The sequence below is a fragment of the Sphingopyxis sp. HIX genome, from assembly GCF_001468285.1.
GTDB lineage: Bacteria > Pseudomonadota > Alphaproteobacteria > Sphingomonadales > Sphingomonadaceae > Sphingopyxis.
On sequence record NZ_LNSB01000060.1, the window covers coordinates 1 to 25,094 of the forward strand.

The following is a 25,094-nucleotide window of genomic DNA, read 5'->3' on the forward strand; positions in this document are numbered from 1 at the left end:
GGACACGCCTTCAGACCTGCCACCGCCCCCCGCGCCCGCCGCCGCCGATTGGCCGGTGCGCGCCGCGGCGCCGGCCGATCCCGCCGCCGCGACACTCGCGGGGCAGACGGTCGATGCCGTCGCGACCGCCTATGTCTCGCTGAGCCTCGAGATCGGCACGCACGAAAAGGGCTATATCGACGCCTATTACGGTCCCAAGGGCCTGCTCGATGCCTCGATCGCCGCCCCGCGCGACCAGAAGGCGTTGCTCGTGTCGACGCGCCAGCTGATGGCGAAGCTCGACGAGGTGTCGGCCGACCTCACCGATCCGATCGAACGCCAGCGCAGCGCCTTCCTCGCCGCGCAGCTTCGCGCCGCCGAGACGCGGCTGATGATGATGGGCGGCGCGCGCTTCTCCTTCGCCGAGGAGGCCGAGCGATTGTTCGGGGTGCGCCCGGTGCTGCGCCCGCTCAAAAGCTATGACGCCGCGCTCGCGACGATCGACGCGCTGGTTCCGGGCGAAGGCCCGCTCGCGACGCGGGTGGAAGCCTATCTCGACCGCTTCACCATCCCCAAGGACAAGCTGCAGGGTGTCTTCGAGCAAGCCATCGCGCGTTGCCGCGGCCGCACCGTCGCGCATGTCGCGCTCGCGCCCGGCGACAGTTTCGAATTGCAGTTCGTCACCGGCAAGAGCTGGAGCGGCTATAATTATTACCAGGGCGGCTATCACAGCATCATCCAGGTCAATACCGACCTGCCGATCCGCCTGTCGCGCGCGCTCGATTTGGGCTGCCACGAGGGTTACCCGGGCCATCACCTCCTGAACATGAAGCTCGAGGAGCAGATGGTGAAGGGGCGCGGCTGGATCGAGTTCAGCGTCTATCCGCTCTACAGCCCGCAGAGCCTGATCGCCGAGGGTACCGCCAATTACGGCATCGACCTCGCCTTCCCCGGCCAGACGCGCCCCGACACCGAGCGCGACATATTGATGCCGCTCGCGGGGATCGAGCCCCCCGCCGACGACCAATATTGGCAATTGCTGGGTGCGATGAAGGCGCTGACCGGCGCGCGGCTGACGATCGCGCAGCAATATCTCGACGGCGCGATCGACCGCGCCACCGCGGTCGCGCTGACCGAGAAATACCAGCTCGTCTCGCCCGCGCGCGCCGAACAGTCGGTCGCCTTCACCGACCAGTATCGCAGCTATGTGATCAACTACGGCCTCGGCGAGGAAATCGTGCGCGCCTATATCGAGCGCGGCGAACCCGACCGCGACGAGATCTGGCGCCGTTTCGCGCTGATCATCGGCGAGCCGACCTTGCCGTCGGACCTGCTCGCGCGGTGAACCGGGCCGCGCCCTTGCTGTGGCTCGGCCAGTCGGGCTCGCCGCGGCGCCCCCCGGCGGGGGTCGCGCCGCGCGGTTGAACGATCCGGCGTGCCCGCGTGCGCCGTTCGTCCTTCCGTACCATTTGCAAGGGAATCAGCCCATGCTCGACAAGACCGAAACCCACCGCCGCATCGAAACCCCCGACATGAAGGATTATGGGGTCTATCTCGCGGTCGACCGCCTGCTGCTCTGCCAGAAGCCGCTCGCCGAGCTCTGCACCCCCGACGAACTCCAGTTCCAGATCGTCCACCAGGTCGAGGAACTCTGGATGAAGCTCATCGCCTTCACCCTCGTCGAGATCGACGGCCATATGGCCGCGAGCGAGACGATGCGCGTCCTCACCTTGTTCGATCGCGTCAACCGCATCATGCGGATGATGACCGACCAGCTGGCGCTGCTCGAGACGATGAGCCCCTTCGACTATCAGTCGATCCGGCTCCAGCTCGGCAACGGGTCGGGGCAGGAAAGCCCGGGTTTCCAGCTGCTGCTGACGATGCCGCAGCCGCTCTGGGCGCGCTATAAGGCCTCGTACCTCGACCCGACCAGTCGCAGCGTCGCCGACGTCTACGACACCGGCTACAGCCACGACGACGCCTATATGGTCGCCGAGGCGCTGATCGAGTTCGACGAATTGTTCCAGATCTTCCGCGCGCACCACATCTACCTCATCCACCGCTCGATCGGCATGGGGTCGAAGTCGCTGAAAGGGCGCCCGGTCGAGCTGCTCAATGCGGGGACGCGGCACCGCTTCTTCCCCGAACTCTGGGACATCCGCGCCGAGATGACCGACCGCTGGGGCGCCGAATATGGCGTCAAGCGCGACAGCATCAGCGACGGCCATTCCGCCGCCGGGCACGGCAGCGGGCTGTGAGCGGCGGGCTGCTGCCGGAGGCGATCGCCGAGCGTTTCCACCTGCCGCCGGGTGCGACCTATCTCAAGAGCCACAGCGTCGGCTGCCAGCCGCGCGCCGCCGAGGCGCTGCTCCGCGACCGGCTTTTGACGCCGTGGCGCGAGACGGGCGAGGCCTGGTCGCACTGGCTCGACGCCATAGACCAATGGCGCGCCGCGCTGGCAGGGCTGATCGGGGTCGAGGCGCAAGACCTCTGCCCCGCGACCAACGTCAGCGCGGGGCTGTCGCGCTATATCTCGGCGCTGGGAAGCGCGACCAGGCGCCGCACGATCCTGCTCGCGCCGAGCGCCTTTCCGACGATCGGCTATGTCGCGAGCGGGCTCGCCGCGGCGGGGTGGAAGACGCGCTACCTGCCCGCCGACGCCGACGTCCGCGACGCCGCCAGCTGGGCTGCGGCGCTCGACGACGATGTCGCGCTGGTGATCGCGATGCACGTCAGCTCTGTGAGCGGCGCGCTGACCGACATCGCCGCGGTCGCCGCGGCGGCAAAAGCGGCGGGCGCGCGCTGCATCGCCGACTGCGCGCAGTCGGTCGGCATCGTGCCGGTCACACCCGCACCATGGGGCGTCGATGCCATGCTCGGTACCAGCGTCAAATGGCTGTGCGGCGGTCCCGGCGCGGCGTGGCTCTGGGTCGCGCCGCACGACCGCAGCACGCTCGACCCGATGGAGCGCGGCTGGTGGAGCCACGAAAACCCGTTCGAGATGGATATCAGCGACTTCCGCTACGCCCCCGACGCGCGGCGCTGGTGGGGCGGCACCCCTGACGTCGCACCCTTCATCCTGTCGACCGCGGGGATCGAGGAAATTGCCGCGATCGGCATCGAGGCCATTCGCCAGCATAATATGGTGCTGCAAGGCCTGCTCCGCGACACCATCGAGCCCCTGACCCCGCAATGGCGCTGGCCGCGCGGCCCGAGCGGCGGCACCTTGTGCATCGACACCGGTACCGAAAAGGCCGACGTCGAGGCCGCATTTGCCCAGCATGGCGTTGCCGCGGATTTTCGCGGCACGATGCTGCGCCTATCCTTCCACGCTTATAGCGGCCTCGGCGACCTCAGCCACTTGGCACAGGCGCTGAGCTTCGTCCCGTCGATCGATCGCGCGCGTACGGCCTCGTGGCGCTGACGCGGAGCGCTACTCCGCCGCCATAGCCAGTTCGACGCCCTGCGGCCCGCGGATCACGCCGCCGGGGGTCGGCCCCTGCATCGCGCCGTCGCGGAAGGTGACTTCGCCCGACTTGATCGTCGCGACATAGCCGTCGGCTTTCTGCAGCAACCGCTTGCCGCCCGCGGGCAGGTCGAAGGCGAGCCAGGGCTTGCCGAGCCTGATTTCGTCCATGTCGATGACATTGAGGTCGGCAAGATAGCCCGGCGCGAGCAGTCCGCGATCCTCGAGCCCATAGAGCATCGCGGTGTCGCGGCACTGGCGCTTGATCGCATGTTCGAGCCCGATGCGGTTGCCGTTGCGGTCGCGCACCCAATGCTGGAGCATGAAGGTCGGCGACGCCGCGTCGCAGATCGTCCCGCAATGCGCGCCGCCGTCGGACAGGCTGTTCACCGTGTCGTCGGCCGCCTGCAGATCCTCGAGGAAATTGAGATTGCCGTCGCGATAGTTGAGGATCGGGAAATAGACGAAGCCCTTGCCGTCGTCCTTCATCAGCAGGTCATAGGCATATTCGGCCGGGGTCACGCCCGCCGCCGCGGCGCGGTGCGCGATGCTTTCGTCCATCCGCGGCTCGTAGTTGAAATCGGGGTCCATCTCGAAATGCACCGGCCAGCCCTCGGCGACGATCTTGAGGAAGTCGAGGATGTCGCTTTCGGGCCAGACATTGGCCTCCTCAGTCATCCGCGCGCGGAACGCCGGGTCCTTGAGATGCGCGAGCTGCGCCTCCCATGGCAGGTCGATGATCTCGTTCCACGCCGGCTTGAAGCGGAAGGGATGCACCGTGCCCTGCCACGCCATGATCACGCCGTTGCCGCGTAGCGCGATCTGCGCGACGATGTTCGCGCCGCTCGCATTCTGGCGCCGCATCTCTTCGATCTGCTCCTCGAGCGGCAATTCCTTGGCGATCGACTGGAGCGCGGCGAAGGTCACCGGCAGCCCGGTCTCGCGGCTCAAATCGCCCATCCACTGGAACTCGTTCCACTCGCGCTTCAAATCGCTCGCCATTTCGAACACGCCATAACCGACGCGCCCCATCGCGCGGCCGATCGCGATCAGTTCCTCGGCGGTCGCGGTGGTGCCGGGGACGAGCTCGCCGTCGATCGACTTGTGCAGCACGGTGCGGCTGGTCGAGAAGCCGAGCGCGCCGGCGCGAATGCCCTCCTCGACGATGCGCGACATCTCCGCGATATCTTCGTCGGTCGGGATCGCGCCCGGCTTTTCGCGGTCGCCAAGCACATAGGCGCGCACCGCGCCGTGCGGGACGTGGCACGCAACGTCGACGGTGCGCGGTAGCTTTTCGAGCGCGTCCATATATTCGGGGAAGGTCTCCCAATCCCACGACATGCCCTCGGCGAGCGCGGTGCCGGGGATGTCCTCGACCCCCTCCATCAGCGAAATCAGCCAGTCGTGGCGGTCGGGCTTGGCGGGGGCGAAGCCGACGCCGCAATTGCCCATCACGACGGTGGTGACGCCGTGCCAGCTCGAAGGCGCCATTTCCTGGTCCCAGGTCGCCTGGCCGTCATAATGGGTGTGGACGTCGACGAAGCCCGGGGTGACGATCCGGCCCGCGGCATCGATCTCCTCGCGGCCGGCGCCGAGGTTCGGGCCGATCGCGGCGATCCGGTCGCCGTCGATCGCGATGTCCGCGACAAAGGCGTCGCCGCCCGTTCCATCGACGACGGTACCGCCGCGAATCACCAGATCATGCATCTCCGCTCTCCCGATTATTTCGTTTCAGGGAGAAACCTATCACGGATATCGGATATGCCAAGGGGTGGCGGGTTCGGGGTTGGGGAGCGGACTTTGCTAATCCTCCCTGCGGCGAAGCCGTGGGGAGGGGGACCACCCGCAGGGTGGTGGAGGGGTCGATGCGGTAAGCGTCGGTGTTAGGGACGACCACCCCTCCACCATGCTTCGCATGGTCCCCCTCCCCATCGCTGCGCGACAGGGAGGATTAGGATGACCGCAACCGCCCGAAATCAGCCCTCAAACCTTCCCCAGCGCCTCGCGGCGCGGGCCGAGATAGCCGAACAGATACGCCCCGACCTTGCGCATCTGGATTTCCTCCGCGCCCTCGGTGATGCGGTAGCGGCGATGGTGGCGATAGATATGTTCGAAGGGTTTGTGCCGCGAATAGCCGATGCCGCCGTGCACCTGCATCGCGCGGTCGGCGGCTTCGCAGCACAGCCGGTTCGCCCAGTAATTGCACATGCTGACCTTGTCGCTGAGGTTCCGCTCGATTTCCTTGTGCGGCATATTGTCCATGTCCCACGCGGTCTTGCGGATGAGGAGGCGCAGCATTTCGGCCTGCGTCGCCAGCTCGACGAGCGGGAACTGGATCGCCTGGTTGCGCGCCAGCGCCTCGCCGAAGGGCTTGCGCTGCCGCGCATATTTGACGCTTTCCTCGATGCAGAACACCGCCGCGCCCAGTGAACTCGCCGCCTGCCGGATGCGATTCTGGTGGACGAAGCTCTGCGCGATCGACAGCCCGCCGCCCTCGGGCCCGAGCCGCGCGCTGTCGGGAACCCACACATCGGTGAAGGTCATGCGCGGATGGTCGGTCGGCATGTTGAAGGTCCACATATATTCGTCGACCGTCATCCCCGGCGTGCCCGTCGGGACGAGCAGGCAGGTGATGCCCTTGGCATCGCCGTCCTCGCCCGCGGTACGGCAGAAGGTCGCGCAGTGGCTCGCGACGTGCATGCCGGTGATCCACATCTTGCGCCCGTTGATCAGCCAGCCCTCGACGCCGTCGCGCGTTTCACGCACCGCGCGCGTTTCCATATGCGTCGCGTCGGACCCGTGGTCGGGTTCAGTGAGGCCGAAGGCGGTCCGGCGCTTGCCCTCGAAGCCCCCGAGGATGAACTCCTGCTTCTGCTCGTCGCTCGTCGCGAATTGCTCGAACATCTCCACGAACGGGAAGTTGCCGACGATGCTATGCTCGTTCTGCAGGTCGTTGTGGAGGCCGAGGCCCTTGGCGGCGAAATGCTCGCGGATCACCGCCATCCACAGGTTCGACCCGTCCTTGCCGCCATATTTCTTGGGCGCCGAGAAACGCCAGTGCCCCGCGGCATCGGCCTTGCGCGTAGCGGCCTTCAGCAGCTGCTCCCACTCGTGGCGCGGCAGTCCCTGATTGTCCCAGTCGGTGCGGCTATGCTCGCGGCGATGGTCGAAGAAGCGGATATTGTCGTCGGCGAGTTCGAGCGGCTTGATCTCGGCCTCGATGAAGGCGTCGAGCTCGTCCAGATAGGCCTGCAGATCGGCCGGTACGGCAAAATCCATCGTCTCTCTCCCATGGCTGTCGCACCTGCCTTGCCAGCGTTCGGCGGAGGGCAAAAGGGGAATATACTTCGCTAGCTAATCTTTTTGATTTGCGCGTCGGGCATCAATCGCCGCCGCCGCCACAGCCGCTGCTGCACCCACTGTCGCCGCCGCAGCTGCTGCCGCAGCTTCCGCTCGAATTGGAGCCCTCGGGCGAATTATGGGGGTTGCGCAGCTGGTAGAAGGCGGCGAGCGCCGAACCCGCGAGGACGGTCGTCCCGAACAGCGCGACGGCGAGGTCGCTCTCGCGGACCGTCGGCGCGCGCTGCAACCGCTGGTTCTCGCGGCGTGCCTCCTTGAGCGCGGCGCGGGCGGCGCGCGTCTGGTCGCTGACGAAGCGCCAGCGGATCGCCATCGGGATCAGCGTCAGCAGCAGCATCACCGACAGAACGAACAAGGGCCCGTCGCGCACGATATCGGCGAGCAGCCGGATCCCGCCGAACAGCAGCAGCGCCGCATAGGGGGCGATGGCGAGTAGCCGCAGGCGCCGCCGTTCTTCGCTGTCTAGCAGCAGGCCCGCCGATTCGAGCCGGCGGCGGAGCGCCGCGGCTTCGGGGCGAAGCGCGAAGACCATCGCGTCCCAGCGGAACGGCGCGCGAAGTGCCAGCACCGCGCGGTCGGCGCCCGACACAGCGGCGCCGCCGGCCTGACGAAACGCCTTGCCCTCCACCGCGATCACGCCCGACGCGACCAGCCGCGTCGCGACGGTTTCGGCGAAGCGCGTCTCGCGGCCGGAAAGATAAGCGAGGCTCTCGGCGTCGTGCAACCGCTGCGTCCGGCCCGCGGGGCGGAGCAGCCGCGGCAGCAGCCAAGCGACCGGCCCGACGACCATCAACAGCATGAAATAGGTGCCGATAAAGGCCAGCGGGTCCCAATCGAGCGGATTCATCTCCGGCGCATCCTCATCCCCATAGCGCGACCGCCGCCAGCGCTATCACAGCGACGGCAGCGGCGCCAAGCCGAACGGCGCGCTTGGGCACGACCCAGGCGTGGGCGAGCGAAACGCGGCGCGCGCGCGGATCGATGTGAAAGCGCTGCCAGGCCGAGGGCCAGATTTTCTCGGGCGGGACTTCGCCGAACAGCCGCTCGTAGCTCGCAAGCGTTTCGGCGTAGAAAGCGAAGTAGCGTTGCCCTTCCTCGGCGCCGCCCGCGGTCGGGCCATGGTGGAGCGGCGCCTGCAGCACCTCGCCGCAGAGCCGGTCCCAATAATCGCGGCTATAGGTCAGGTGCAGGTGCCACGCCTGGTCGACCGCTTCCGACGGCACCGCCATATGCCCCGCGGCCATCGCAAGGAACAGGAAGCGGCGATATTCGGCCATGACCGCGTCGGCATGCTCCGCCGACCAGCCATTTTCGCGCGCCAGCCTTGCCTCGAAACTCAGCGCCGCATCGACCGGGCCAACGCGATAATCGCGGAGCGCATTCCAGAGCGGATGTTCCGCGGCGGTCATCCGCCCCAGCGGCTGCGCGCCGCGGCGAGCGCGGCATATTTGGGGCTGTCGACCGCGCATTTGTCGAGCACCGCGCGGCGCAATCGCGCGAGCAGCCCGGGCTCGGCGAGCGTGGTGGTGCCCGCCATCAACGCGGCGGACAACGCCGCATCTTCGGCGCGCGCGCCGGCGTCGAGGTCGCGCATGACAATGCCGAGTGCGTTCATCGCCACCACCGCCTCGAACTTGGCATGGCCATCGGCGTGCGGCTTGATCGCGCCTTCGATCCACTCGCGCACCGCCTGCACGATTTCGCGGTTGGTCGGCTCGCCGACCGGCGCGGGTCCTGCCGACGGCGACGGCTGCAGCGCACGGGCGCGCTCGGCCTCGGGCGCTTCGGCTTCGAGCAGCGCGATCAGGTCGAGTTCCTGCTCGGCGGTGCGCCGCCCGACGACGACGCGCTCGACCGTCGTGTCGGCGCCGCTGCGCCACGCCTGCCCCATCTGCAGGCAGCCGAGCGCCCACCAGAGAGTGCGATAGACGAGCCAGAAGCGGAAGCGGTCGCGGTCGACCGGCGCGCCGCCCGCGGCCTCATAAGCCGCGAAATATCCCTCCAGGCTGCCCACCCCGAACGCGGGCTTGTCGAGCTGGCCGAAGCGCCACACGGTCATGCAGCCGAAGGCGAGATCCTCATGCGCGTCGCCGCGATGCGCGAGTTCCCAGTCGAGCACCACGGCCAAGCCGTCGCCATCGACCATGATGTTGCCCATGCGATAATCGCCGTGGACGAGCACCGGCGGCGCGGCCTCCGGCAGATGATCCTCGCACCATTTGATCGCCAGCGCGATCGCGGGCCGATCGCCGCCATACGTCAGGAAGCGCGCCTTGAGTTCGGCGAGCGCCGCGGCGGCGTCCATATGCGGGATCGCGTCGGGAATGGTCTCCGCCGGGATCGCATGAATAAGCGCGAGTTCGCGGCCGAGGTCGGCGACCAGCGACGGCGGCGGGCTCGCGAGGATTTTCGCCGGGCTGACCTCGGCGATCACGCGGCGCATGACATAGCCCGTACCCATGCCGTCGCTATCGGCCAGCACGCCGACGACTTCGGGCGCCTTCACGCCAGCGGCATAGGCCGCTTTCACCAGCGCCGCCTCGGTCGGATGGCCATAGGGCCGGTCCGCCATATATTCCGCCGACGGCGCGCGGCGCAGCACATAGCCTTCACCCGCCCAGTCGAACGCCCAGCTTTCCATATTCGCCCCGCCCGACAGGCGGCCGAGATGGGCGATTGCGCCCGGTCCGAGGGCGCGGGTCATGAAGGCGGACAGCAGCGGGGCGAGGTCGGTCATTCGCTTTCCCTGCTAAGGATTTCCTCGCGCCGCAAGGTCCAATCGCTTTCAGCGCCGCAAGCGGTCCTTGGCGCGCCGGTCGTGCCATTTCGCGGCGAAATGCAGCCCCCACGCGAGCGGCACCGCGGCGAGGAACCAGCCCCACTGGATGCGCTCGATCATCGTCGCGCCGCCGACATGGCCGAAGACCGCGATCAGGATCAACGACGCAACGACGCCATAGAGCGCGATCTGGTACCAATTGTGCCCGCTGCCGACATGGCGCGGATCGACCGGCAACGGCGCGCGCGCCGCGACCGCCGCCTCGATCGCGTCGCGCCGGTCGCGCCAGCCGCCGACATAGTCCCACGCCTCGATCCCGACCGTCCCCGCCTCGACCAGGAAGACCGCGAGCCCGATCGCCGGGGCATGCAGGCGCGGCGCGATCGCCAGCGTGTCGAGCAGCCAGCCGCCAAGGAACACCACCGCCAGCAGCCCCCCGATCGCCCACATCGCGTGCACCGGCAGGCCGGCGATCATCGCATCGATATGCGCTTCCAGGTCGCCGCGCCACCGCGCGACCTCCTCGGCCTTCACCCCGCGCAGCCGCCCGTCGCGCCCGCGATAGGCGGGCCCCATTACGGTCTCGGCGAACCAGCGTTCGAAGCGCCGGATTTCGCCGTCGCGGATCTGCCGCTGCTGATAGTCGCTGACGAGAAACATGGCCCCTCCCTCGCCGCGTCGGTAGCGCGGGGCGGTTACCATCGCGATAATGGGTCAGCCCGCGCGCGTCCGCCCGCGTTCCATCACCGCCAACCGGCGCGCCTCGACCGCGTCGGCGCTGACGCTGCGGTTCGCCGCCGACGAGCGCGCCTGCTCGAGCGCCATCGCGTCGCCGAAAGGCAAGGCATAGCCGTCATCAATGAGGGTCTTATACGCGCGCACCATGGCAGGATCGGCGCTCGCGATGTCGCGCGCCAGCGCCTGCGCCGCCGGTAGCAACTCATCGGGCGCGACGACGCGGTTGACGAGGCCCCAAGCGCAGGCGGCCTCGGCGTCGAGGAAATTGCCGGTCAGCGATAGCTCCTTGGCGCGGCTGATGCCGATCAGCCGCGACAATTTCTGCGACAGCCCCCAGCCCGGCATCACCCCCACCCGCGCGTGGGTATCGGCGAAGCGGGCGTTGGTCGAGGCGACAAGGATGTCGCACGCCAGCGCGACCTCGAACCCGCCGGTGATCGCGACGCCGTTGATCGCGCCGATCACCGGCTGCGGGCAAAGCTCGATCGCGCGCACGGGATTTTCGTCGGCGCTCGTCGCATTGGCTGCGCCGAGGTTGCTCGTGTCGGCGCCGAGTTCCTTGAGATCGAGCCCCGCGGTAAAGGCCCGCTCCCCTGCCCCGGTCAATATGATCGCGCGAATCTTGTCGTCTGCCGCGACCTCGCGCATCGCCGCGGCAAGCTCCGCGCGCAGCGCCTTCGACAGCGCGTTCATCGCTTCGGGGCGATTGAGGGTGACGGTGGCGACGGCATCGTCGCGGGTGATCAGGACGAGGGACATGCCCCCTGTTGCCCGCGCACCGCGCAAAAGAAAAGGGGCCGGCTTGCACCGGCCCCTTCCCGTCAGTCGCGCAGGCGCACCAGGTCGTTGAGCAGCCCTTCGGTCCCGTTGGTGACCGTCAGACGCTCGACCTTGCCCGCGATGCTTTCCAGCGTCTCGAGCTCCTTCAGGCGCAGCATGACCGGGTTTTCGGCCATGACCTTCGCCGTGTTGAGCAGCGAGCGCGTCGCGTTCGTTTCCTCACGCCGGCGGATGACGTTCGCCTCCGCCTCCTTCTGCACCGCGACGACCTGGTTCAGGATTTCGCGCATCTCGCCCGGCAGGATCACGTCCTTGAGCGCGATGTCCGAAACCTCGACCCCGATCAGCGCCATATCGGCGCGGACCTTGTCCGCCGCCTCGGCATCGACCGTCACCTTGTTCTCGAGGATCTGGTCGAGCGTCAGCGCGCCGAGCGTCTTGCGGAAGGCCAGTTGCAGCGCGCGGTAGAGCGCGTCGGCGAAGTCCTTCACGCTCGTCACCGCGAGCAGCGGATCGACCACGCGGTATTCCGCGCTGATGTTGATCCGCAGCGTCACCTTGTCGCGGGTCAGCATTTCCTGCCCCGTGACGTCGAGCGACTGGCGGGTCAGGTCGACCAGCTTCGCGCCGATCTTCCGCCCCGGGTTCCAGTAGCCGGCGACGCCCGGTTCGAGCCGCTCGGTCATCCGCCCGTCGATGCTGACGAGCGCGGTCTTACCCTCGTCGACCTCGACCATGGTGACCAGCTGCGCCTTGCCCGCCTTCTGCAGGCGCTGGAGCAGCTTCGGCGCGACGCGCGGACTGTCGGCGATGTCGACGATGCTCGCGGTCCACGGACCGGCATCGGTCCACAGCACCCGCTTGCCGTCCGGGCCGAGAATGGTGTTGATGATTCCATCGCGTTCGATGACAGCAATCTCGTTCTCGGCCGTGCGGACCACCGTCAGATGCGTCGCCGCATCGACCGGCAGCTTGTCGAACACCGCCTGCTCATAGTTGGAGACGAACAGCATCTGGCCCAGCGGCTGGCGCTCGACGCGCAGCGAACCGTCGCGATTCGGCAGCACATGTTCGCCCGCTCCAAGCAGACCGCGGACCACGCCCTGGTAGAGCCAGACCGCCCGTTCATTCTCTTCGATGCGCACGCGCTTGCGGCCCATCAGGCTATCGATCATTCGCTTCATCATATCATTCACCATCATCAATCCGCGTCACGTCACGCCGATTTCCTTTCTTCCTGCTGTTGCACATTCCCCGAACCGGAAGGCGCGGGGACCGGCGGCATGGCGGCGAGCGGACGGACGCGAGCGGGCGTTGCGGCACGAAGCGCGGGGCGGCGGGGTTCGAAAACCCCGACGCCCGGCACCGATGCAGCGCAGCCATCAGCATCCGGCGAGCTTTCCGGCATGACCTGAGACGCGCGCCGGTTCCGGTCCTTGCCCGAGGACGCGGACCGGACGACGGCGGGCTTCTTCGGCAAGCCAGTCCCCGAACCCAATGAAGCCAGAACCTAAATCTGGAGGTCGTTTCACGGACCGTGAGGAGAAGGATTCGAACCTTCAACCGCTAGATTTAAAGTCTAGTGCTCTACCATTGAGCTATCCGATGGATCTTCAGGCGGGAATCGAACCCGCGACCTCCGGCCTTGCGGGCCGGCGCTCTCACCACTGAGCTACCAAAGTCGTCCAACCGACCAACAAGGCGGCATCCGTACAGCGAACCGGCAGCGCCGGTCGATGCGGGCGGGCTTCGCGAAACCCCGATCCGTCGATGTCCACCCCGCCGACTGGCCGGGGACGGCGCCACTAGGCGCGGCCGAAATATGCCGCAAGTAAAAAATTACATATAAAGAACTATTTATATGACAGTGCCTTTATAGTGCACCCCAGCTCGCATAATCCTCGACATGCGCATTGGCGCGGCGAAAGCTGGTGAAGCTCATGCTCGCCGACAGGTCGAGCGCCTCGACCTGGTGCCACCAACCGACAGGCAGGAAGACCCCCTCGCCGGGACCGATGACCGTTTCGAGCACCGGCGGGATGCCGGCATCGCCCTCGCCCGCGGGCAGCGGCTCGTTGCCCCAGTCGGAGAAGCAGTGGCGGCTGTTCTTCATCCGCGCAAAGGCCCAAGGCGGCGCCATGCGCACGCGCTTGCGGCCCAGCACCTGCACGAGCAGATTGTTGGTGAGGTCGTGGTGCCAAGGGGTGAGCGTGCCCTTGGGCCCGAGCCAGAAAAAGCCATCGCGCGGCCGCGGATCGAGCAGGTCGATCGGCGCCATATCGTCCCACAAGGGCGCCAGCGCCGCGGCGTTGGTGCCGCTGTTATAGGCGGTGAGATAGATGTCGTTGCTCGCCTCGTCCTTGCGGAGCCAGTCGACCAGTTCGCCGAAACGGATGCGGCGGCGGTGGTCGTCCTTGGCGATCTCGTAATCGGCGCTGCGCTCGCGCTCGACCTGCGCCTCGACCACCGCATCGCCCGCGACGCTCGCGAAATGATCGAGCGACCAGCGCGCCAGCGCGGGCCAGTGCTCGATCAGCCCGGTCAGCTTCGCGGGGCGCCCCGCCTCGTAATAGTGGCGATAGAAGAAATCGGGGTCGGGCTTGCCCAGCGTATCGAGCGCGAAGCCGCCCTTGGCTTCGAACGCCAGCCGCCGCTGGTTCGCGAAGAGCCAATCCTGCTTGGCCATGCGCGCCGTCTGCCGTCGCAGCATCGCCGCCATCGGGTCCTTGCCCAATCGGTCGATCTCGTACTTCGCCGATGCCGCCGACACCCCCGCGCCGACGAGCCTTACGTGCAACGCAGCATCATCGTCGCCGGCGGCGAGGCCTTCGGCGATGAGCGCGCGTTTGTCGGTCTGGGCCATGGCCGAATCTCCTCGGGTTCCCCAAGGCTATGCCCGTGACAATAGGATGACAATCAGTCGCCCGGCGGTCCCTTGTAGCCAGGCCCGTACACCGCCGCGCGGAAGTCGCGGTGGAGCGTGCCGTCATAGGGCAGGGTCTGGACGAAGAAGACCGCGGTCAGCTTGTTCGCGGGATCGACCCAGAACAAGGTCGACGCCATGCCGTCCCAGAAAAACTCGCCCGTCGCGCCGCGGCTTTCCCCGGCGGTGAGCGGCTGGCCCTTGCGCACCGCGAAGTCGAAACCGAAACCGACATGGCCCTTGCTGGGAAGCCACGAACGCTCCCTGATCGCCGGATCGAGCTGGTCGCTCGCCATCAGCTTCACCGTCGAGGGCTCGAGGATGCGCACGCCGTCCAGCGCGCCGCCGTTCAGCAGCATGCGCGCGAAGCGCTGATAATCGTCGAGCGTCGAGGCGAGGCCGAAGCCGCCGGGGGTCAGCTTGTGATCCTGGAAGTTCAGCACCCGCGCGATGGCGGCCTCCTGCTGCACCATCTTGCCGCCCTTCTTCTCATACATGGCGGCGAAGCGCGGCAGCCGCGTATCGGGCTGGCGCCACGCGGTCTCGGTCATCTTCAGCGGTTCGAAGATATGCGTGCGGACATAATCGGCGAAGGGCTGGCCCGAGAGCTTCTCGACCAGCGCCGCCTGCACGTCGACCGCGATGCTATATTCCCACTGGCTGCCCGGCTGGTACAGCAAGGGCACGGTCGCAAGGCGGCGGCTCGCTTCGGCGAGGTCGATGTCGAGCGCGAGCGGCGCCGCGGCGACATAAGCGTCATGCGCCGGGGTCGGCCCTGCCCCATAAGCGAAGCCCGCGGTGTGGCGCATAATGTCGCGCACGGTGATCGGGCGTTCGGCGGCGACATAGCGCGGCTGCCCCGTTTCATCCTTGCCGGTATAGACGCGCATATTTGCATATTCGGGGAGATATTTGGCGAGCGGATCGTCGAGCCGGAACTTGCCCGCCTCCCACAATTGCATCAACGCGACCCCGGTCACCGGCTTGGTCATCGAATAGATTTGCGCGATCGTATCGCGCGCCATCGGGCGGTCCGCGGCGCGGTCGGCGAAACCCGCGCTGCCATAATAGACCTCTTTGCCGTCCTGCCAGACGAGCGCCGAGACACCGCCCGCGCGGTCGCTCGATATCATCTGCGCGAGCGCAGCGTCGATGCGCGCCTTGTCGATCGTCACGGCTTGGGCTTGCGCCGTTTGCGCAGCGGCGGGGAACGCGAAAGCGGCGGGCGCGGCCGCCAGCAGACAAAGGGCGATCAGCGAAGCGCGCATGGTCCGTCTCCCGTCGGCCGCGTGGTGCGGCTCGTGTGCGAAGAGAGCGCAGCACCGCCCGCGCGTCAATGCGGCGCGGCGCTGAATAGCTTTGCAGCCTAGGGCGTCGTCGCCTCTTCGGCGGCCGCATCGCTGAGCGCGCCGTTCTGGATCAGCCATTGCGGGTGCGCCGCCTGCGCGCTTGCCATCACGCGATCGATCGCCGCGGCGACCTGCTCGCCTTCGGCCTCGCGGTCGCGGCGCACCACCACGCGGCGCGCCTGCGCATCGATCAGGATTGCCTCGCGCGGCACCAATCCCCCGACGGTCAGTTCGCCGAGGATCGCGCGGCTGTCCTCGTCGCGCCGTTCGAGCGCGCCGAGCCGCTGGTTGAGCCGTTCCTCGAACTGCACCGCGGCATTGGTCTGCTGGCGCAATTGCACGATGGCGATCCGCGCGTCGCGGCCCAAGTCCTTGCGCACCGCCTCGGCGAGCGCCTTGTTGAGCTGCGCCGCGTAGCGATCGACGAGCACGACCCCATCGACCGCCACCGCATCGCCGTCGAGCCGCACCGTCAGGCTGTCGATGCGGTCGTCGGCGCCGAGCAGCCGGCCCAGTTCGGACTGAACCATCGTGCGTGCGCGCACCTCGCGCGCGATATCGTTGAGCGACAGCGCGAGCGGGATCGACAGGATGCCGAGGGTCACGACGATGCCGACGACCTGCACCATCGTATGCTGCGGGGTCAGCGACGGCCCGAAATGGTTGAGCCGCGCGACGATGGTCGCGGCAAAGGCGATGGCGAGCGTGTTGGTGAGGAACAGCAAGGCCGCGCCGAGCGCGAAGTCGGGGCGTCCGGTGGCCAGCCCGAAGCCGACGGTCGACAGCGGCGGGACGAGCGCCGTCGCGATCGCGACCCCGACCATCACCCCCGACAGCTTGCGCATGATCGCATAGACGCCCGCGATGCCGCCGACGACCGCGACGCCGAGGTCGAGCAAGGTGGGCTGGGTGCGCGCGCGCAATTCGGGGGTAACGTCCTGGATCGGCGAGATCCAGATGATCAGCATCGCGACGAGGACCGCCACCGCCATGCCCGCGGCGATCGTCACCAGCGAACGCTTGATCAGATTGCTTTCGAGCGTCGCGAGGCCGAAGCCGACCCCCATGATCGGCCCCATCAAGGGCGACACCAGCATCGCGCCGATCACCACCGCCGCCGAGCTCTGCAGCAGGCCCAATGTGGCGATCGCTGCGGCGAGGATGATGAGCAGCAGGAATTTCCTGTCGAGCCGCGCGTCGCGCGCGACGCTCGCCAGAATCAACGAGCGGTCGAGGGCGTCGTCGCCCTCGACCGCTGCATTGTCGTCGTTCCGCGTCGCCCTTCGGCCGCCCGCGTTGAAGGGGGCATCGCCGAGACCGGGCACGCCGGGATGGTCGCCCGCCACGATCAGATCTTGCCGGTCAGCTCCGGAACGGCGCTGAACAGGTCGGCGACGAGGCCGAAGTCGGCAACCTGGAAGATCGGCGCGTCCTCGTCCTTGTTGATCGCGACGATGGTCTTCGAATCCTTCATGCCGGCGAGGTGCTGGATCGCGCCCGAGATACCGATCGCGAAATAGACCTGCGGCGCGACGATCTTGCCGGTCTGCCCGACCTGATAATCGTTGGGGACATAGCCCGCATCGACCGCGGCGCGCGAAGCCCCGAGCGCGGCGCCGAGCTTGTCGGCGAGCGGGACGATGACTTCTTCATACTTCTCGCTCGAACCCAGCGCGCGGCCGCCCGACACGATGATCTTGGCCGAGGTGAGCTCGGGGCGGTCCTGCTTGGCGATTTCGGCGCCGACGAAGCTCGAGATGCCGACGTCGCTGCCGCCGCCGACGGCCTCGATGCTGCCCGAACCGCCCGAGGTCGCGGCCTTGTCGAACGCGGTGCCGCGCACGGTCAGGACCAGCTTGGCGTCCGAGCTTTCGACGGTCGCGATGGCGTTGCCCGCGTAGATCGGACGCGTGAAGCTCTTCTCGCCCTCGACCGACAGGATCTCGCTGATCTGCATGACGTCGAGCAGCGCGGCGACGCGCGGCGCGATATTCTTGCCGGTGGTCGTCGCGGGCGCAAGGAAGGCGTCGTGCGACGCCATCAGGTCGGCGATCAGCGGCGCGATATTTTCGGGCAGGTTGTGACCGAAGGCGGCCCCATCGGCGACATGCACCTTGCCGACGCCAGCGATCGCCGCGGCTTCCTTGGCGACGCCATCGACGCCTTCGCCGGCGACGAGCAGATGGACTTCGCCGAGCTTCGAGGCGGCGGTGACCACCGCGAGCGTGGCGTCCTTGACGGCCTTGCCGTCATGTTCGACCCAAACCAGAGTTTTCATGAGTGCACTCCCATCGCCTTCAGCTTGGCAACCAGTTCATCGACGTCGGCGACCTTGATGCCTGCAGAACGCGCGGCGGGTTCGCTGACCTTGACCACCTTGACGCGCGGCGCGGTGTCGACGCCGTAGTCGGCGGGGATCTTGGTATCGAGCGGCTTCGACTTCGCCTTCATGATGTTCGGCAGCGAGGCGTAGCGCGGCTCGTTCAGGCGAAGGTCGGTGGTGACGATCGCGGGAAGCTTCAGCTTCACCGTTTCGAGACCACCATCGACTTCGCGCGTCACGTTGACGCTGTCGCCGTCGACGTTGACCGCGCTGGCGAAGGTGCCCTGCGCCCAGCCGGTGAGCGCGGCGAGCATCTGGCCGGTCTGGTTGTTGTCGTCGTCGATCGCCTGCTTGCCGAGGATCACGAGACCGGGCTGCTCGGCGTCGGCAATCGCTTTCAGGATCTTGGCGATGGCGAGCGGTTCGACCGCATCGTCGGTCTGCACCAGGATCGCGCGGTCGGCGCCCATCGCGAGCGCGGTGCGCAGCGTTTCCTGCGCCTTTGCCGGACCGACGGACACGGCGACGATCTCGGTCGCGACGCCCTTTTCCTTGAGGCGGATCGCCTCTTCGACGCCGATCTCGTCGAACGGGTTCATCGACATCTTCACATTGGCGAGATCGACGCCGGTGCCGTCGGACTTCACCCGCGGCTTGACGTTATAATCGAGCACCCGCTTCACGGGGACGAGGATTTTCATGGCTTTTAAAGCTCCTCTCGAAAAATTGTGCACTGCGCCATAATTGGCGTTTACGTAAACGTCAACTAGCAGTCCCTTTTCCTCTCCCCTTGGGGAGAGGATAGGTAGACTTGGTCCGCAGGACCTAGTCGGACTTGGTGAGGGTCCGGACGTTGCCGCCCTCACCGCTGCGACTAGCCCCGGCCTGTGCCGGGGCAAGTCTTGCTGCCTCACCCCAAGGGGAGAGGCAATTCTCTATCACGCCGCCTTGTTGACCTCGGCGACGATTTTCTTTGCCGCGTCGCCCAGATCGTTGGCCGCGACGATCGGCAGGCCCGAATTGGCGAGGATGTCCTTGCCCTGCTGGACGTTGGTGCCTTCGAGGCGGACGACCAGCGGCACGCCCAGATTCACTTCCTTCGCCGCGGCGACGATGCCCTCGGCGATGATGTCGCACTTCATGATGCCGCCGAAGATGTTGACGAGGATGCCCTTCACCGCGGGGTCCTTGAGGATGATCTTGAACGCCGCGGTGACCTTTTCCTTCGATGCGCCGCCGCCGACGTCGAGGAAGTTGGCGGGGAATTCGCCGTTCAGCTTGATGATGTCCATCGTCGCCATCGCGAGGCCCGCGCCGTTGACCATGCAGCCGATGTTGCCGTCGAGCTTGATGTAGGCGAGGTCATATTCCGACGCCTCGACCTCGGCCGGGTCTTCTTCGGTCAGGTCACGCAGTTCGGCGATATCCTTGTGGCGAAACATCGCATTGCCGTCGAAGCCGAGCTTGGCGTCGAGGACGAGCAGTTCGTCGCCGTTCGCGCCCTCACAAACAGCAAGCGGGTTGATCTCGATCTGCTCGGCATCGGTCGCGAGGAAGGCGTTGTAGAGGCCGGCGAGCACTTTCGCCGCCTGCTTGGCGAGGTCGCCCGACAGTTCGAGCGCCGCGGCGACGCTGCGGCCATGGTGCGGCTGCAGGCCGGTGGCCGGGTCGATGGTGATCGTGTGGATCTTGTCGGGCGTGTTGTGCGCGACGGTCTCGATGTCCATCCCGCCCTCGGTCGAGGCGACGACCGCGATGCGGCTCGACGCACGGTCGACGAGCAAGGCGAGGTAGAATTCCTGCTTAATGTCGGCGCCGTCGGTGATGTAGAGGCGGTTGACCTGCTTGCCGGCCTCGCCGGTCTGGATCGTCACCAGCGTGTTGCCCAGCATGTCCTTGGCATGGGCTTCGACTTCCTCGAGGGTCTTGGCGAGGCGGACGCCGCCCTTCGCGTCGGGGCCGAGTTCCTTGAACTTGCCCTTGCCGCGGCCGCCCGCGTGGATCTGCGACTTCACGACATAGAGCGGCCCGGGGAGCTGCTTGGCGGCAGCGACCGCTTCCTCGACGCTCATCGCGGCGATGCCCTTGGGGATCGCAACGCCAAATTTCGCGAGCAGTTCTTTCGCCTGATATTCGTGGATGTTCATGAGGTCTGCCGGGCCTTTCGACTCTGGAGCGGGAGATAATCGGCGCCGCCTAAGCACAAGTTTGGCGGCGTGGCTACCCCTAGGCGCCCCGAGCGCAGCGACAGATTTTCTACCCTAGCGAAAAGCGCAGACCGCCGCCGAGCTGGTGGTCACCGCCAATATCTCGGCATCCTTGAGCGCGCGGACCTTGTGCAGGAACTGGTCGAGCGACAGGTCGGCGAGGCGCCGTTCCTTGAGGCTGCCGAGCGCCGACAGGCGGCGCAGCTGGAGCAGCGACAGCCGGTCGACCATGCGTTCGGCCATGCACGCCGACATCGGCGCCGACAGGCCGGCATTGTGGAGCCCATTGCGCAGCCGCGTCTCGGGCGTCGCGCACCCCGCCAGCGTGAGCGCGGCAAGCGTTGGAACCAGCAGCAGTTTCTTCATCGCCCTATCTTCCATGAAATTCGGCCACCGCGCGCGACACCGACTGCATCGTCGCCATGCGCGCGGGCACCGGCGAACTCGCCTCGCCCATCAGCACGACGATCGCATAACGCGTGCCGTCGGGCGCGGTGGCGATGCCGATGTCGTTGTACCCGACCGTCATGCCCCGATAATCCTGCCCCGTACCCGTCTTGTGGAGGAAGGTCCAGCCGGCGGGCAGCCCGGCCTTCAGCCGCTGCGGCCCGCTCTTGGTCCGCGTCATCACGCCGAGCAGATATTGCGTCGATTCGGGCGACAACAAGGTGCCGCGCGCCAACCGGGTGAGCGCATTGGCGATCGCCGCGGGGCTCGCGCCGTCGGGCGGATCGGCGCGATAGGCGTCCATCGCCGCCTTGCGCGTCGCCTCGGGCAGCGCCGCGCGCGCCGCCTGGAAACTGCGGCCCACCGAATAGCTCTGCTGCCATTTGAGCCCTGCCGCGCCCGCCTGGAGCAGCCGCTCGCCGGGGCCAAACCGAATGGCGCCCAGATCCTTCCTGTCGATGAAGCGGCGTACCGCGTCGGGGCCGCCGACGGTGCGCAGCAGGCTGTCGTTCGCGGTATTGTCGCTCTGGGTGATCGCGGTCTCGATGAGCTCGCGCACGGTCATCGTCACCGATCCCTGCGACTGGACGCGCGCGGCGACCGGCTGATGGAACAGGGTCAGGTCCTCGGGCCCGATGCGCACATTCTGGTCGAGCCGCAACCGGCCGTTGTCGACCGCGTCGAGCACCGCCAGCGTCACCCACAGCTTCGACACGCTCTGCTGCGGGAACAGCTCGCCCCCGCGCTGGGTCAGCGCCCATTCGCCGTCGATTCGCTGCACCGCGATGCCGGTCTTGCCCGGAAAGGCCTTCCATATCTGGAACAGGCGATCGTCGAGCCCGGCGGGGGCGCGGCGAAAGCCGGGGTCGGCGGGCAGCTGCGGCGCGGGGGTCGAACTGCGCACCGGCGGGCCGATCGGGACGGTGACCGCACCCGGGCCCGTGCGGACCGGCCGGGACTGCTGCTGCGCCTGCTGCTGCGCCTGCGGTTCGCGCGGCGCGGGCACGATCGCCGCGCCGCTGACACATCCGGCGAGCATGATGGCGCTCGCCCCCATGGCGAGCAGATGCCTGCCCGAAAGCTTCACTCTCATTCCAACCCCGCGACTGCGATCGTCATTCCGTCCCCCGGCCCTGTTGGCCGAAAAGGACCGTCCCGCACGCGGGATGCGGCGACCAGTGCTTTGCGACGAACGATTCCCTGCGCGCGATGAGCGGCGGAACCGCGCGGCCGTCAGGGCGCGGGGGTCGCCCGGACCAGCGCCGGGAACAGCCGCTTGAGCGCGGCGAGCTTGGGCGCGTCCCAACGCACGATATAGCCGTTGGACGGGTTCCGCTTCATGAAATCCTGGTGATAGGCCTCGGCGCGATAGAAAGCCTTATAGCTTTCGATCGGCACGACGATCGGCTTGGCGAAATATCTGCCCTTGCCGATCTGCGCGAGATAGGCGGTCGCGACCTGGCGCTGCGCCGCGTCCATGGGCACGATCGCGGCGCGATATTGCGACCCGCGGTCGGGGCCCTGGCGATCCTTGAGCGTCGGGTCGGCGATCACCGAGAACAGCACGCGCAGCAAAGTGCCGTAGCTGACCTGGCTGGGGTCATAGACGATGCGCACCGCCTCGGCGTGGCCCGATGTGCCGTCGTGGGTCAGCTCATATCTGGCGGTCGCCTTGCTGCCGCCATGATAGCCCGATTCGACCGAGATGACGCCCTTCACATTGGCGAAGACGCCCTCGACGCCCCAGAAACAGCCGCCCGCGAGGACGGCGGTCGCGCGCTTGCCCTTGACCGCAGGGTCGACCGCGGCGGCGGGCAGCTTGACGACGCTTTCGGCGCTCGCGGCGGGCGGCGCGCATTGCGCGACCAGTATCGCGGCCAGCGCCGCGCCCAGCGAACGCCGCGCCGGGGTCACAGCGCCATCGCGAGCGCCGGCTGCTGCGTCATCACGAAGACGGCGCCGATCGCGAAGCCGGCGAGCATGGTCGGAAACCAGTCGGAGCGAAGCATGGAGAGCATGGGTTGTTCCTGTCATCTCTGTTGTTTCGCGGCCAGGGCCGCTTTGGTTACCCCGACTCTATGGCTCGCCCCGAACCATGCGTCAGTGATGGCGATCACCTTTAGCCAGCAGGCCTTACTTTCCGGTGAACCGGCCTGTTGTGCGGCGTTCACAAACAAACCCCCTCCCGCTTGCGGGAGGGGCAGCGAGACTTGGGCGCTTGCGCCCTAGTCGCAGCGGGGAGGGTATGCGACGAACAGGCCCTCCCCTAACCCCTCCCGCAAGCGGGAGGGGAACCATCAACTCAGCGCCGCGCACGCCTGCTGGATGCGCACGCACGCTTCCTTGAGCACCGCTTCCGACGTCGCATAGGACACGCGGAATGCCGGCGACAGGCCGAAGGCCCCGCCGTGCACCGCGGCGACGCCTGCCGAATCGAGGAAATAGTCGATCAGCGCCTCGTCGCTGTCGATCCGCTTGCCGTCGGGGGTCGTCTTGCCCATGCAGCCGCTGGCGTCGGGATAGACGTAGAAGGCGCCGTCGGGGGTCGGGCAGCTGAGCCCCGGCGCGTCGTTGAGCATCGCGACGACGCGGTCGCGGCGGCGCCGGAAGGCGGCGTTGCGGTCGTCGAGGAACTGCTGCGGCCCGCCGAGCGCCGCGGCGGCGGCGGCCTGCGCGATCGAGCAGGGGTTCGAGGTCGACTGTGACTGTAATTTCCCCATCGCCTTGATCAGCCACGCCGGGCCCCCGGCATAACCGATGCGCCAGCCGGTCATCGCATAGGCCTTCGAACAGCCGTTCACCGTCAGGATGCGGTCGACCAGGTCGGGGCAGCGCTGCGCCAGCGTCGAAAATTCGAAATCGGCGTACCAGACATGCTCGTACATATCGTCGCACATCACCATCACATGGCTGTGGCGGCGGACGACCTCGCCCAGCGCGTCGAGCTCGGCGGGCGAATAGGCCGCGCCTGAGGGGTTCGACGGCGAGTTGAAGATGATCCAGCGCGTCTTCGCGGTGATCGCGGCGTCGAGCTGCGCGGGGGTGATCTTGTAGCCCTGGTCGGCGGTGCCCGCGACGAACACCGGCGTACCGCCGGCAAAGGCGACGATGTCGGGATAGCTGACCCAATAGGGCGCGGGGATGATCACCTCGTCGCCCGGATCGACGCTGGCGACCAGCGCGTTGAACAAAGTGTGCTTGCCGCCGACGTTCACCGTGATCTGGTCGGTACCGTAATCGAGGCCGTTGTCGCGCCGGAACTTGCCGCGGATCGCTTCCTTCAGCGCCATCGTGCCGTCGACCAGCGTATATTTGGTCTGGCCACCCCGAATGGCCTCGATCGCGGCTTCCTTGACGAAATCGGGAGTGTCGAAATCGGGCTCGCCCGCGCTGAGGCCGATGACGTCGATGCCGTCCGCTTTCAGCTTGGTCACGCGCGCGGTCATCGCGAGCGTCGCCGAAGGCTGGATGCGGTTGAGGGCGGCGGAGACATGGGGCTTCAGCGACATGGTTCGGCTTTCCGTGGCTGGTAAGGAAATTGCGCGCGCTGCCCATAGCGGCGCCCTATCCTTGCCGCAACCGCCACCCGGGAAAAAACACTGTTACGCGCGTGAATAGCTAGTCATGTGCCGATCAGCGCGCCGCGGGCACCGTCAGCGTCGCGATCGGACGGCTCCCGTCGCCCTCCTGCCCGTCTTCGCTGCGGAACCCGATCTCGGCGTCGACGAGCTGTTCCTTCTGCCCCGGCCGGGCAAAGTCGCGGATCAGCCGCACCGTGACCCGGCCGGTGCCATTGGGGTTGATCCGGTCGGGCGAATAGCCGTGGATGCGGACCTTGTAGTCGCCGCTGCGCGCCGCGCGGACGACATATTCCTCGGGGCCATAGCCGGCGGTCATGTCGTTCGAAATCGTGCCGCCCGCCGCGCTCAGCCTGTTCGAATAAAAGACCCGCTCGCCATTGGGTTCGATCACCCACAGGTCGATGTCGGCATCATCGTTGGTCCATTCGATGACGAGCCGGACGTCGGTGTCGAGCGCCGCCACATATTCGGGATCGAGCGTCCAGGCGACGCCCTGCGCCTGGAGCGCGGGGATCAGTGCATTCGCCTCCATCAGCGCGACGACCTCGATCCCCTCGAACGCGCTGTTGAACGGCGTCAGCGCGACGTCGCGCAGCAGCGCGAAGGCGCGGTCGAGGTCGCCCGCCTGCCCGCGCTTCGCGAGCGCCAGCGCCAGCAGGCGGCGCGGCTGCGGCCTTTCGGGGTTGAGCGCGGCGAAGCGTTCGAGGATCGTCACCGCCGCATCGATCTGCCCGTCGCGTTCGAGCCGGAAGGCGACGATCTGGCGCGTCTCGTCATCGGCGGTCGCCGCGTCGAGCGCGGTCAGCAGCAGCCGCATCGCCATCGCCGGATCGCCCTTCGTCCGATACCATTCGGCGACGTCGAGCCAGAAGCCCGAGAGGTTGCCATAGAGCTTCGCCTGCTCGTTCAGCACCGCATCGCGCGCATCGGGCGCGGCGGCATCGAGCGCCTTGATATAGGGACCGGTCGACAGCAGGTCGGCGACCTCGATCCTGGCATCGCCGACGGTGACGGCCGATAGCGCGACCGGCACATCCTGGTTGCTGCCCTGCCGCCGCGCCGCGGTGACGACGATATTGCTGTCGTCGGCGCTCGCCTCGGCAGCGGCCGGCTCCGCATTGTACAAAATCGGCGACGGCATCGACGGTGAGGGCGGTGGCGG

The 25,094-nt window shown here is 67.4% G+C and carries 22 protein-coding genes and 1 tRNA gene; 3 read left to right on the top strand and 20 right to left on the bottom strand.

The features are described from left to right. Positions 1-16: 16 nt before the first annotated feature. The 3 genes from ATE62_RS23745 (at position 17) to ATE62_RS20795 (ending at position 3,403) form a co-directional block, all read left to right on the top strand. On the top strand, positions 17-1,324 hold the full coding sequence (locus tag ATE62_RS23745) for a hypothetical protein (protein WP_082662947.1): 1,308 nt from the start codon (positions 17-19) through the stop codon (positions 1,322-1,324). Positions 1,325-1,466: 142 nt separating this feature from the next. Next, positions 1,467-2,237: a tryptophan 2,3-dioxygenase family protein gene (locus ATE62_RS20790; protein ID WP_058809869.1), complete on the top strand. Its 771-nt coding sequence runs from the start codon at positions 1,467-1,469 to the stop codon at positions 2,235-2,237. After that, positions 2,234-3,403 (top strand): aminotransferase class V-fold PLP-dependent enzyme, encoded by a 1,170-nt coding sequence (locus ATE62_RS20795; RefSeq protein ID WP_058809868.1) that lies wholly within the window; start codon positions 2,234-2,236, stop codon positions 3,401-3,403. Before ATE62_RS20790 ends, ATE62_RS20795 begins: the two co-directional genes overlap by 4 nt. Positions 3,404-3,412: 9 nt before the next feature. Here ATE62_RS20795 and ATE62_RS20800 read toward each other — a convergent pair whose 3' ends face one another. The 20 genes from ATE62_RS20800 to ATE62_RS23750 all read right to left on the bottom strand — a co-directional run. After that, a complete protein-coding gene (locus tag ATE62_RS20800) occupies positions 3,413-5,152 on the bottom strand; it encodes an N-acyl-D-amino-acid deacylase family protein (protein WP_058809867.1) in 1,740 nt (579 codons plus the stop codon). A 276-nt stretch (positions 5,153-5,428) separates the two neighbouring features. After that, complete coding sequence (locus ATE62_RS20805) at positions 5,429-6,724, bottom strand: acyl-CoA dehydrogenase family protein (protein WP_058809866.1); 1,296 nt, start codon at positions 6,722-6,724, stop codon at positions 5,429-5,431. Positions 6,725-6,827: 103 nt separating this feature from the next. Then, a complete protein-coding gene (locus ATE62_RS20810; protein ID WP_058809865.1) occupies positions 6,828-7,652 on the bottom strand; it encodes a TIGR04222 domain-containing membrane protein in 825 nt (274 codons plus the stop codon). Between the two features lie 13 nt (positions 7,653-7,665). Then, a complete protein-coding gene (locus tag ATE62_RS20815; protein WP_058809864.1) occupies positions 7,666-8,214 on the bottom strand; it encodes a glycine-rich domain-containing protein in 549 nt (182 codons plus the stop codon). Further along, a complete protein-coding gene (locus ATE62_RS20820; RefSeq protein ID WP_058809863.1) occupies positions 8,211-9,542 on the bottom strand; it encodes a phosphotransferase family protein in 1,332 nt (443 codons plus the stop codon). Before ATE62_RS20820 ends, ATE62_RS20815 begins: the two co-directional genes overlap by 4 nt. Before the next feature lie 48 nt (positions 9,543-9,590). Next, entirely contained in the window at positions 9,591-10,244 is a 654-nt protein-coding gene (locus ATE62_RS20825; protein WP_058809862.1) for a hypothetical protein, read from the bottom strand. Between the two features lie 54 nt (positions 10,245-10,298). Continuing rightward, on the bottom strand, positions 10,299-11,081 hold the full coding sequence (locus ATE62_RS20830) for an enoyl-CoA hydratase (RefSeq protein ID WP_058809861.1): 783 nt from the start codon (positions 11,079-11,081) through the stop codon (positions 10,299-10,301). Positions 11,082-11,143: 62 nt separating this feature from the next. After that, positions 11,144-12,277, bottom strand: coding sequence for a slipin family protein (locus ATE62_RS20835; protein ID WP_197411745.1), 1,134 nt, complete (start codon positions 12,275-12,277; stop codon positions 11,144-11,146). A gap of 431 nt (positions 12,278-12,708) precedes the next feature. Next, positions 12,709-12,784, bottom strand: a tRNA-Cys gene (locus tag ATE62_RS20845). Between the two features lie 191 nt (positions 12,785-12,975). Continuing rightward, positions 12,976-13,965 carry a cupin-like domain-containing protein gene (locus ATE62_RS20850; RefSeq protein WP_058809860.1) on the bottom strand — a complete coding sequence of 330 codons (990 nt, stop codon included), beginning with the start codon at positions 13,963-13,965 and terminating at the stop codon, positions 12,976-12,978. A 53-nt stretch (positions 13,966-14,018) separates the two neighbouring features. Continuing rightward, entirely contained in the window at positions 14,019-15,293 is a 1,275-nt protein-coding gene (locus ATE62_RS20855) for a serine hydrolase domain-containing protein (RefSeq protein WP_058809859.1), read from the bottom strand. Between the two features lie 98 nt (positions 15,294-15,391). Next, a complete protein-coding gene (locus tag ATE62_RS20860; protein WP_058809858.1) occupies positions 15,392-16,720 on the bottom strand; it encodes a DUF389 domain-containing protein in 1,329 nt (442 codons plus the stop codon). Positions 16,721-16,722: 2 nt separating this feature from the next. Further along, positions 16,723-17,652 carry an electron transfer flavoprotein subunit alpha/FixB family protein gene (locus ATE62_RS20865; RefSeq protein ID WP_058809857.1) on the bottom strand — a complete coding sequence of 310 codons (930 nt, stop codon included), beginning with the start codon at positions 17,650-17,652 and terminating at the stop codon, positions 16,723-16,725. Further along, entirely contained in the window at positions 17,649-18,398 is a 750-nt protein-coding gene (locus tag ATE62_RS20870; RefSeq protein WP_058809856.1) for an electron transfer flavoprotein subunit beta/FixA family protein, read from the bottom strand. Before ATE62_RS20870 ends, ATE62_RS20865 begins: the two co-directional genes overlap by 4 nt. A 237-nt stretch (positions 18,399-18,635) precedes the next feature. Further along, positions 18,636-19,844 (bottom strand): ADP-forming succinate--CoA ligase subunit beta, encoded by a 1,209-nt coding sequence (gene sucC / locus ATE62_RS20875; RefSeq protein WP_058809855.1) that lies wholly within the window; start codon positions 19,842-19,844, stop codon positions 18,636-18,638. Positions 19,845-19,958: 114 nt separating this feature from the next. Continuing rightward, on the bottom strand, positions 19,959-20,270 hold the full coding sequence (locus ATE62_RS20880; protein ID WP_058809854.1) for a hypothetical protein: 312 nt from the start codon (positions 20,268-20,270) through the stop codon (positions 19,959-19,961). A 4-nt stretch (positions 20,271-20,274) separates the two neighbouring features. Further along, entirely contained in the window at positions 20,275-21,408 is a 1,134-nt protein-coding gene (gene bla / locus ATE62_RS20885) for a class A beta-lactamase (protein ID WP_231736358.1), read from the bottom strand. A gap of 176 nt (positions 21,409-21,584) precedes the next feature. After that, positions 21,585-22,265 (bottom strand): peptide-methionine (S)-S-oxide reductase MsrA, encoded by a 681-nt coding sequence (gene msrA / locus ATE62_RS20890; RefSeq protein ID WP_231736360.1) that lies wholly within the window; start codon positions 22,263-22,265, stop codon positions 21,585-21,587. A gap of 383 nt (positions 22,266-22,648) precedes the next feature. Then, positions 22,649-23,860 carry a pyridoxal phosphate-dependent aminotransferase gene (locus tag ATE62_RS20895; RefSeq protein WP_058809852.1) on the bottom strand — a complete coding sequence of 404 codons (1,212 nt, stop codon included), beginning with the start codon at positions 23,858-23,860 and terminating at the stop codon, positions 22,649-22,651. Between the two features lie 124 nt (positions 23,861-23,984). Further along, a partial coding sequence (locus ATE62_RS23750) for a hypothetical protein (protein ID WP_231736361.1) occupies positions 23,985-25,094 on the bottom strand: 1,110 nt, incomplete at its 5' end.

Coding starts and splice junctions, on each gene's coding strand:
- ATE62_RS20820 (WP_058809863.1), bottom strand. CDS start 9,542: ATGACCGACCTCGCCCCGCTGCTGTCCGCCTTCATGACCCGCGCCCTC.
- ATE62_RS20815 (WP_058809864.1), bottom strand. CDS start 8,214: ATGACCGCCGCGGAACATCCGCTCTGGAATGCGCTCCGCGATTATCGC.
- ATE62_RS20835 (WP_197411745.1), bottom strand. CDS start 12,277: ATGATCGATAGCCTGATGGGCCGCAAGCGCGTGCGCATCGAAGAGAAT.
- sucC (WP_058809855.1), bottom strand. CDS start 19,844: ATGAACATCCACGAATATCAGGCGAAAGAACTGCTCGCGAAATTTGGC.
- ATE62_RS20850 (WP_058809860.1), bottom strand. CDS start 13,965: ATGGCCCAGACCGACAAACGCGCGCTCATCGCCGAAGGCCTCGCCGCC.
- ATE62_RS20855 (WP_058809859.1), bottom strand. CDS start 15,293: ATGCGCGCTTCGCTGATCGCCCTTTGTCTGCTGGCGGCCGCGCCCGCC.
- ATE62_RS20810 (WP_058809865.1), bottom strand. CDS start 7,652: ATGAATCCGCTCGATTGGGACCCGCTGGCCTTTATCGGCACCTATTTC.
- ATE62_RS20790 (WP_058809869.1), top strand. CDS start 1,467: ATGCTCGACAAGACCGAAACCCACCGCCGCATCGAAACCCCCGACATG.
- ATE62_RS20805 (WP_058809866.1), bottom strand. CDS start 6,724: ATGGATTTTGCCGTACCGGCCGATCTGCAGGCCTATCTGGACGAGCTC.
- ATE62_RS20870 (WP_058809856.1), bottom strand. CDS start 18,398: ATGAAAATCCTCGTCCCCGTGAAGCGGGTGCTCGATTATAACGTCAAG.
- ATE62_RS20825 (WP_058809862.1), bottom strand. CDS start 10,244: ATGTTTCTCGTCAGCGACTATCAGCAGCGGCAGATCCGCGACGGCGAA.
- ATE62_RS20880 (WP_058809854.1), bottom strand. CDS start 20,270: ATGAAGAAACTGCTGCTGGTTCCAACGCTTGCCGCGCTCACGCTGGCG.
- ATE62_RS20830 (WP_058809861.1), bottom strand. CDS start 11,081: ATGTCCCTCGTCCTGATCACCCGCGACGATGCCGTCGCCACCGTCACC.
- ATE62_RS20895 (WP_058809852.1), bottom strand. CDS start 23,860: ATGTCGCTGAAGCCCCATGTCTCCGCCGCCCTCAACCGCATCCAGCCT.
- ATE62_RS20800 (WP_058809867.1), bottom strand. CDS start 5,152: ATGCATGATCTGGTGATTCGCGGCGGTACCGTCGTCGATGGAACGGGC.
- ATE62_RS20865 (WP_058809857.1), bottom strand. CDS start 17,652: ATGAAAACTCTGGTTTGGGTCGAACATGACGGCAAGGCCGTCAAGGAC.
- bla (WP_231736358.1), bottom strand. CDS start 21,408: ATGGGGGCGAGCGCCATCATGCTCGCCGGATGTGTCAGCGGCGCGGCG.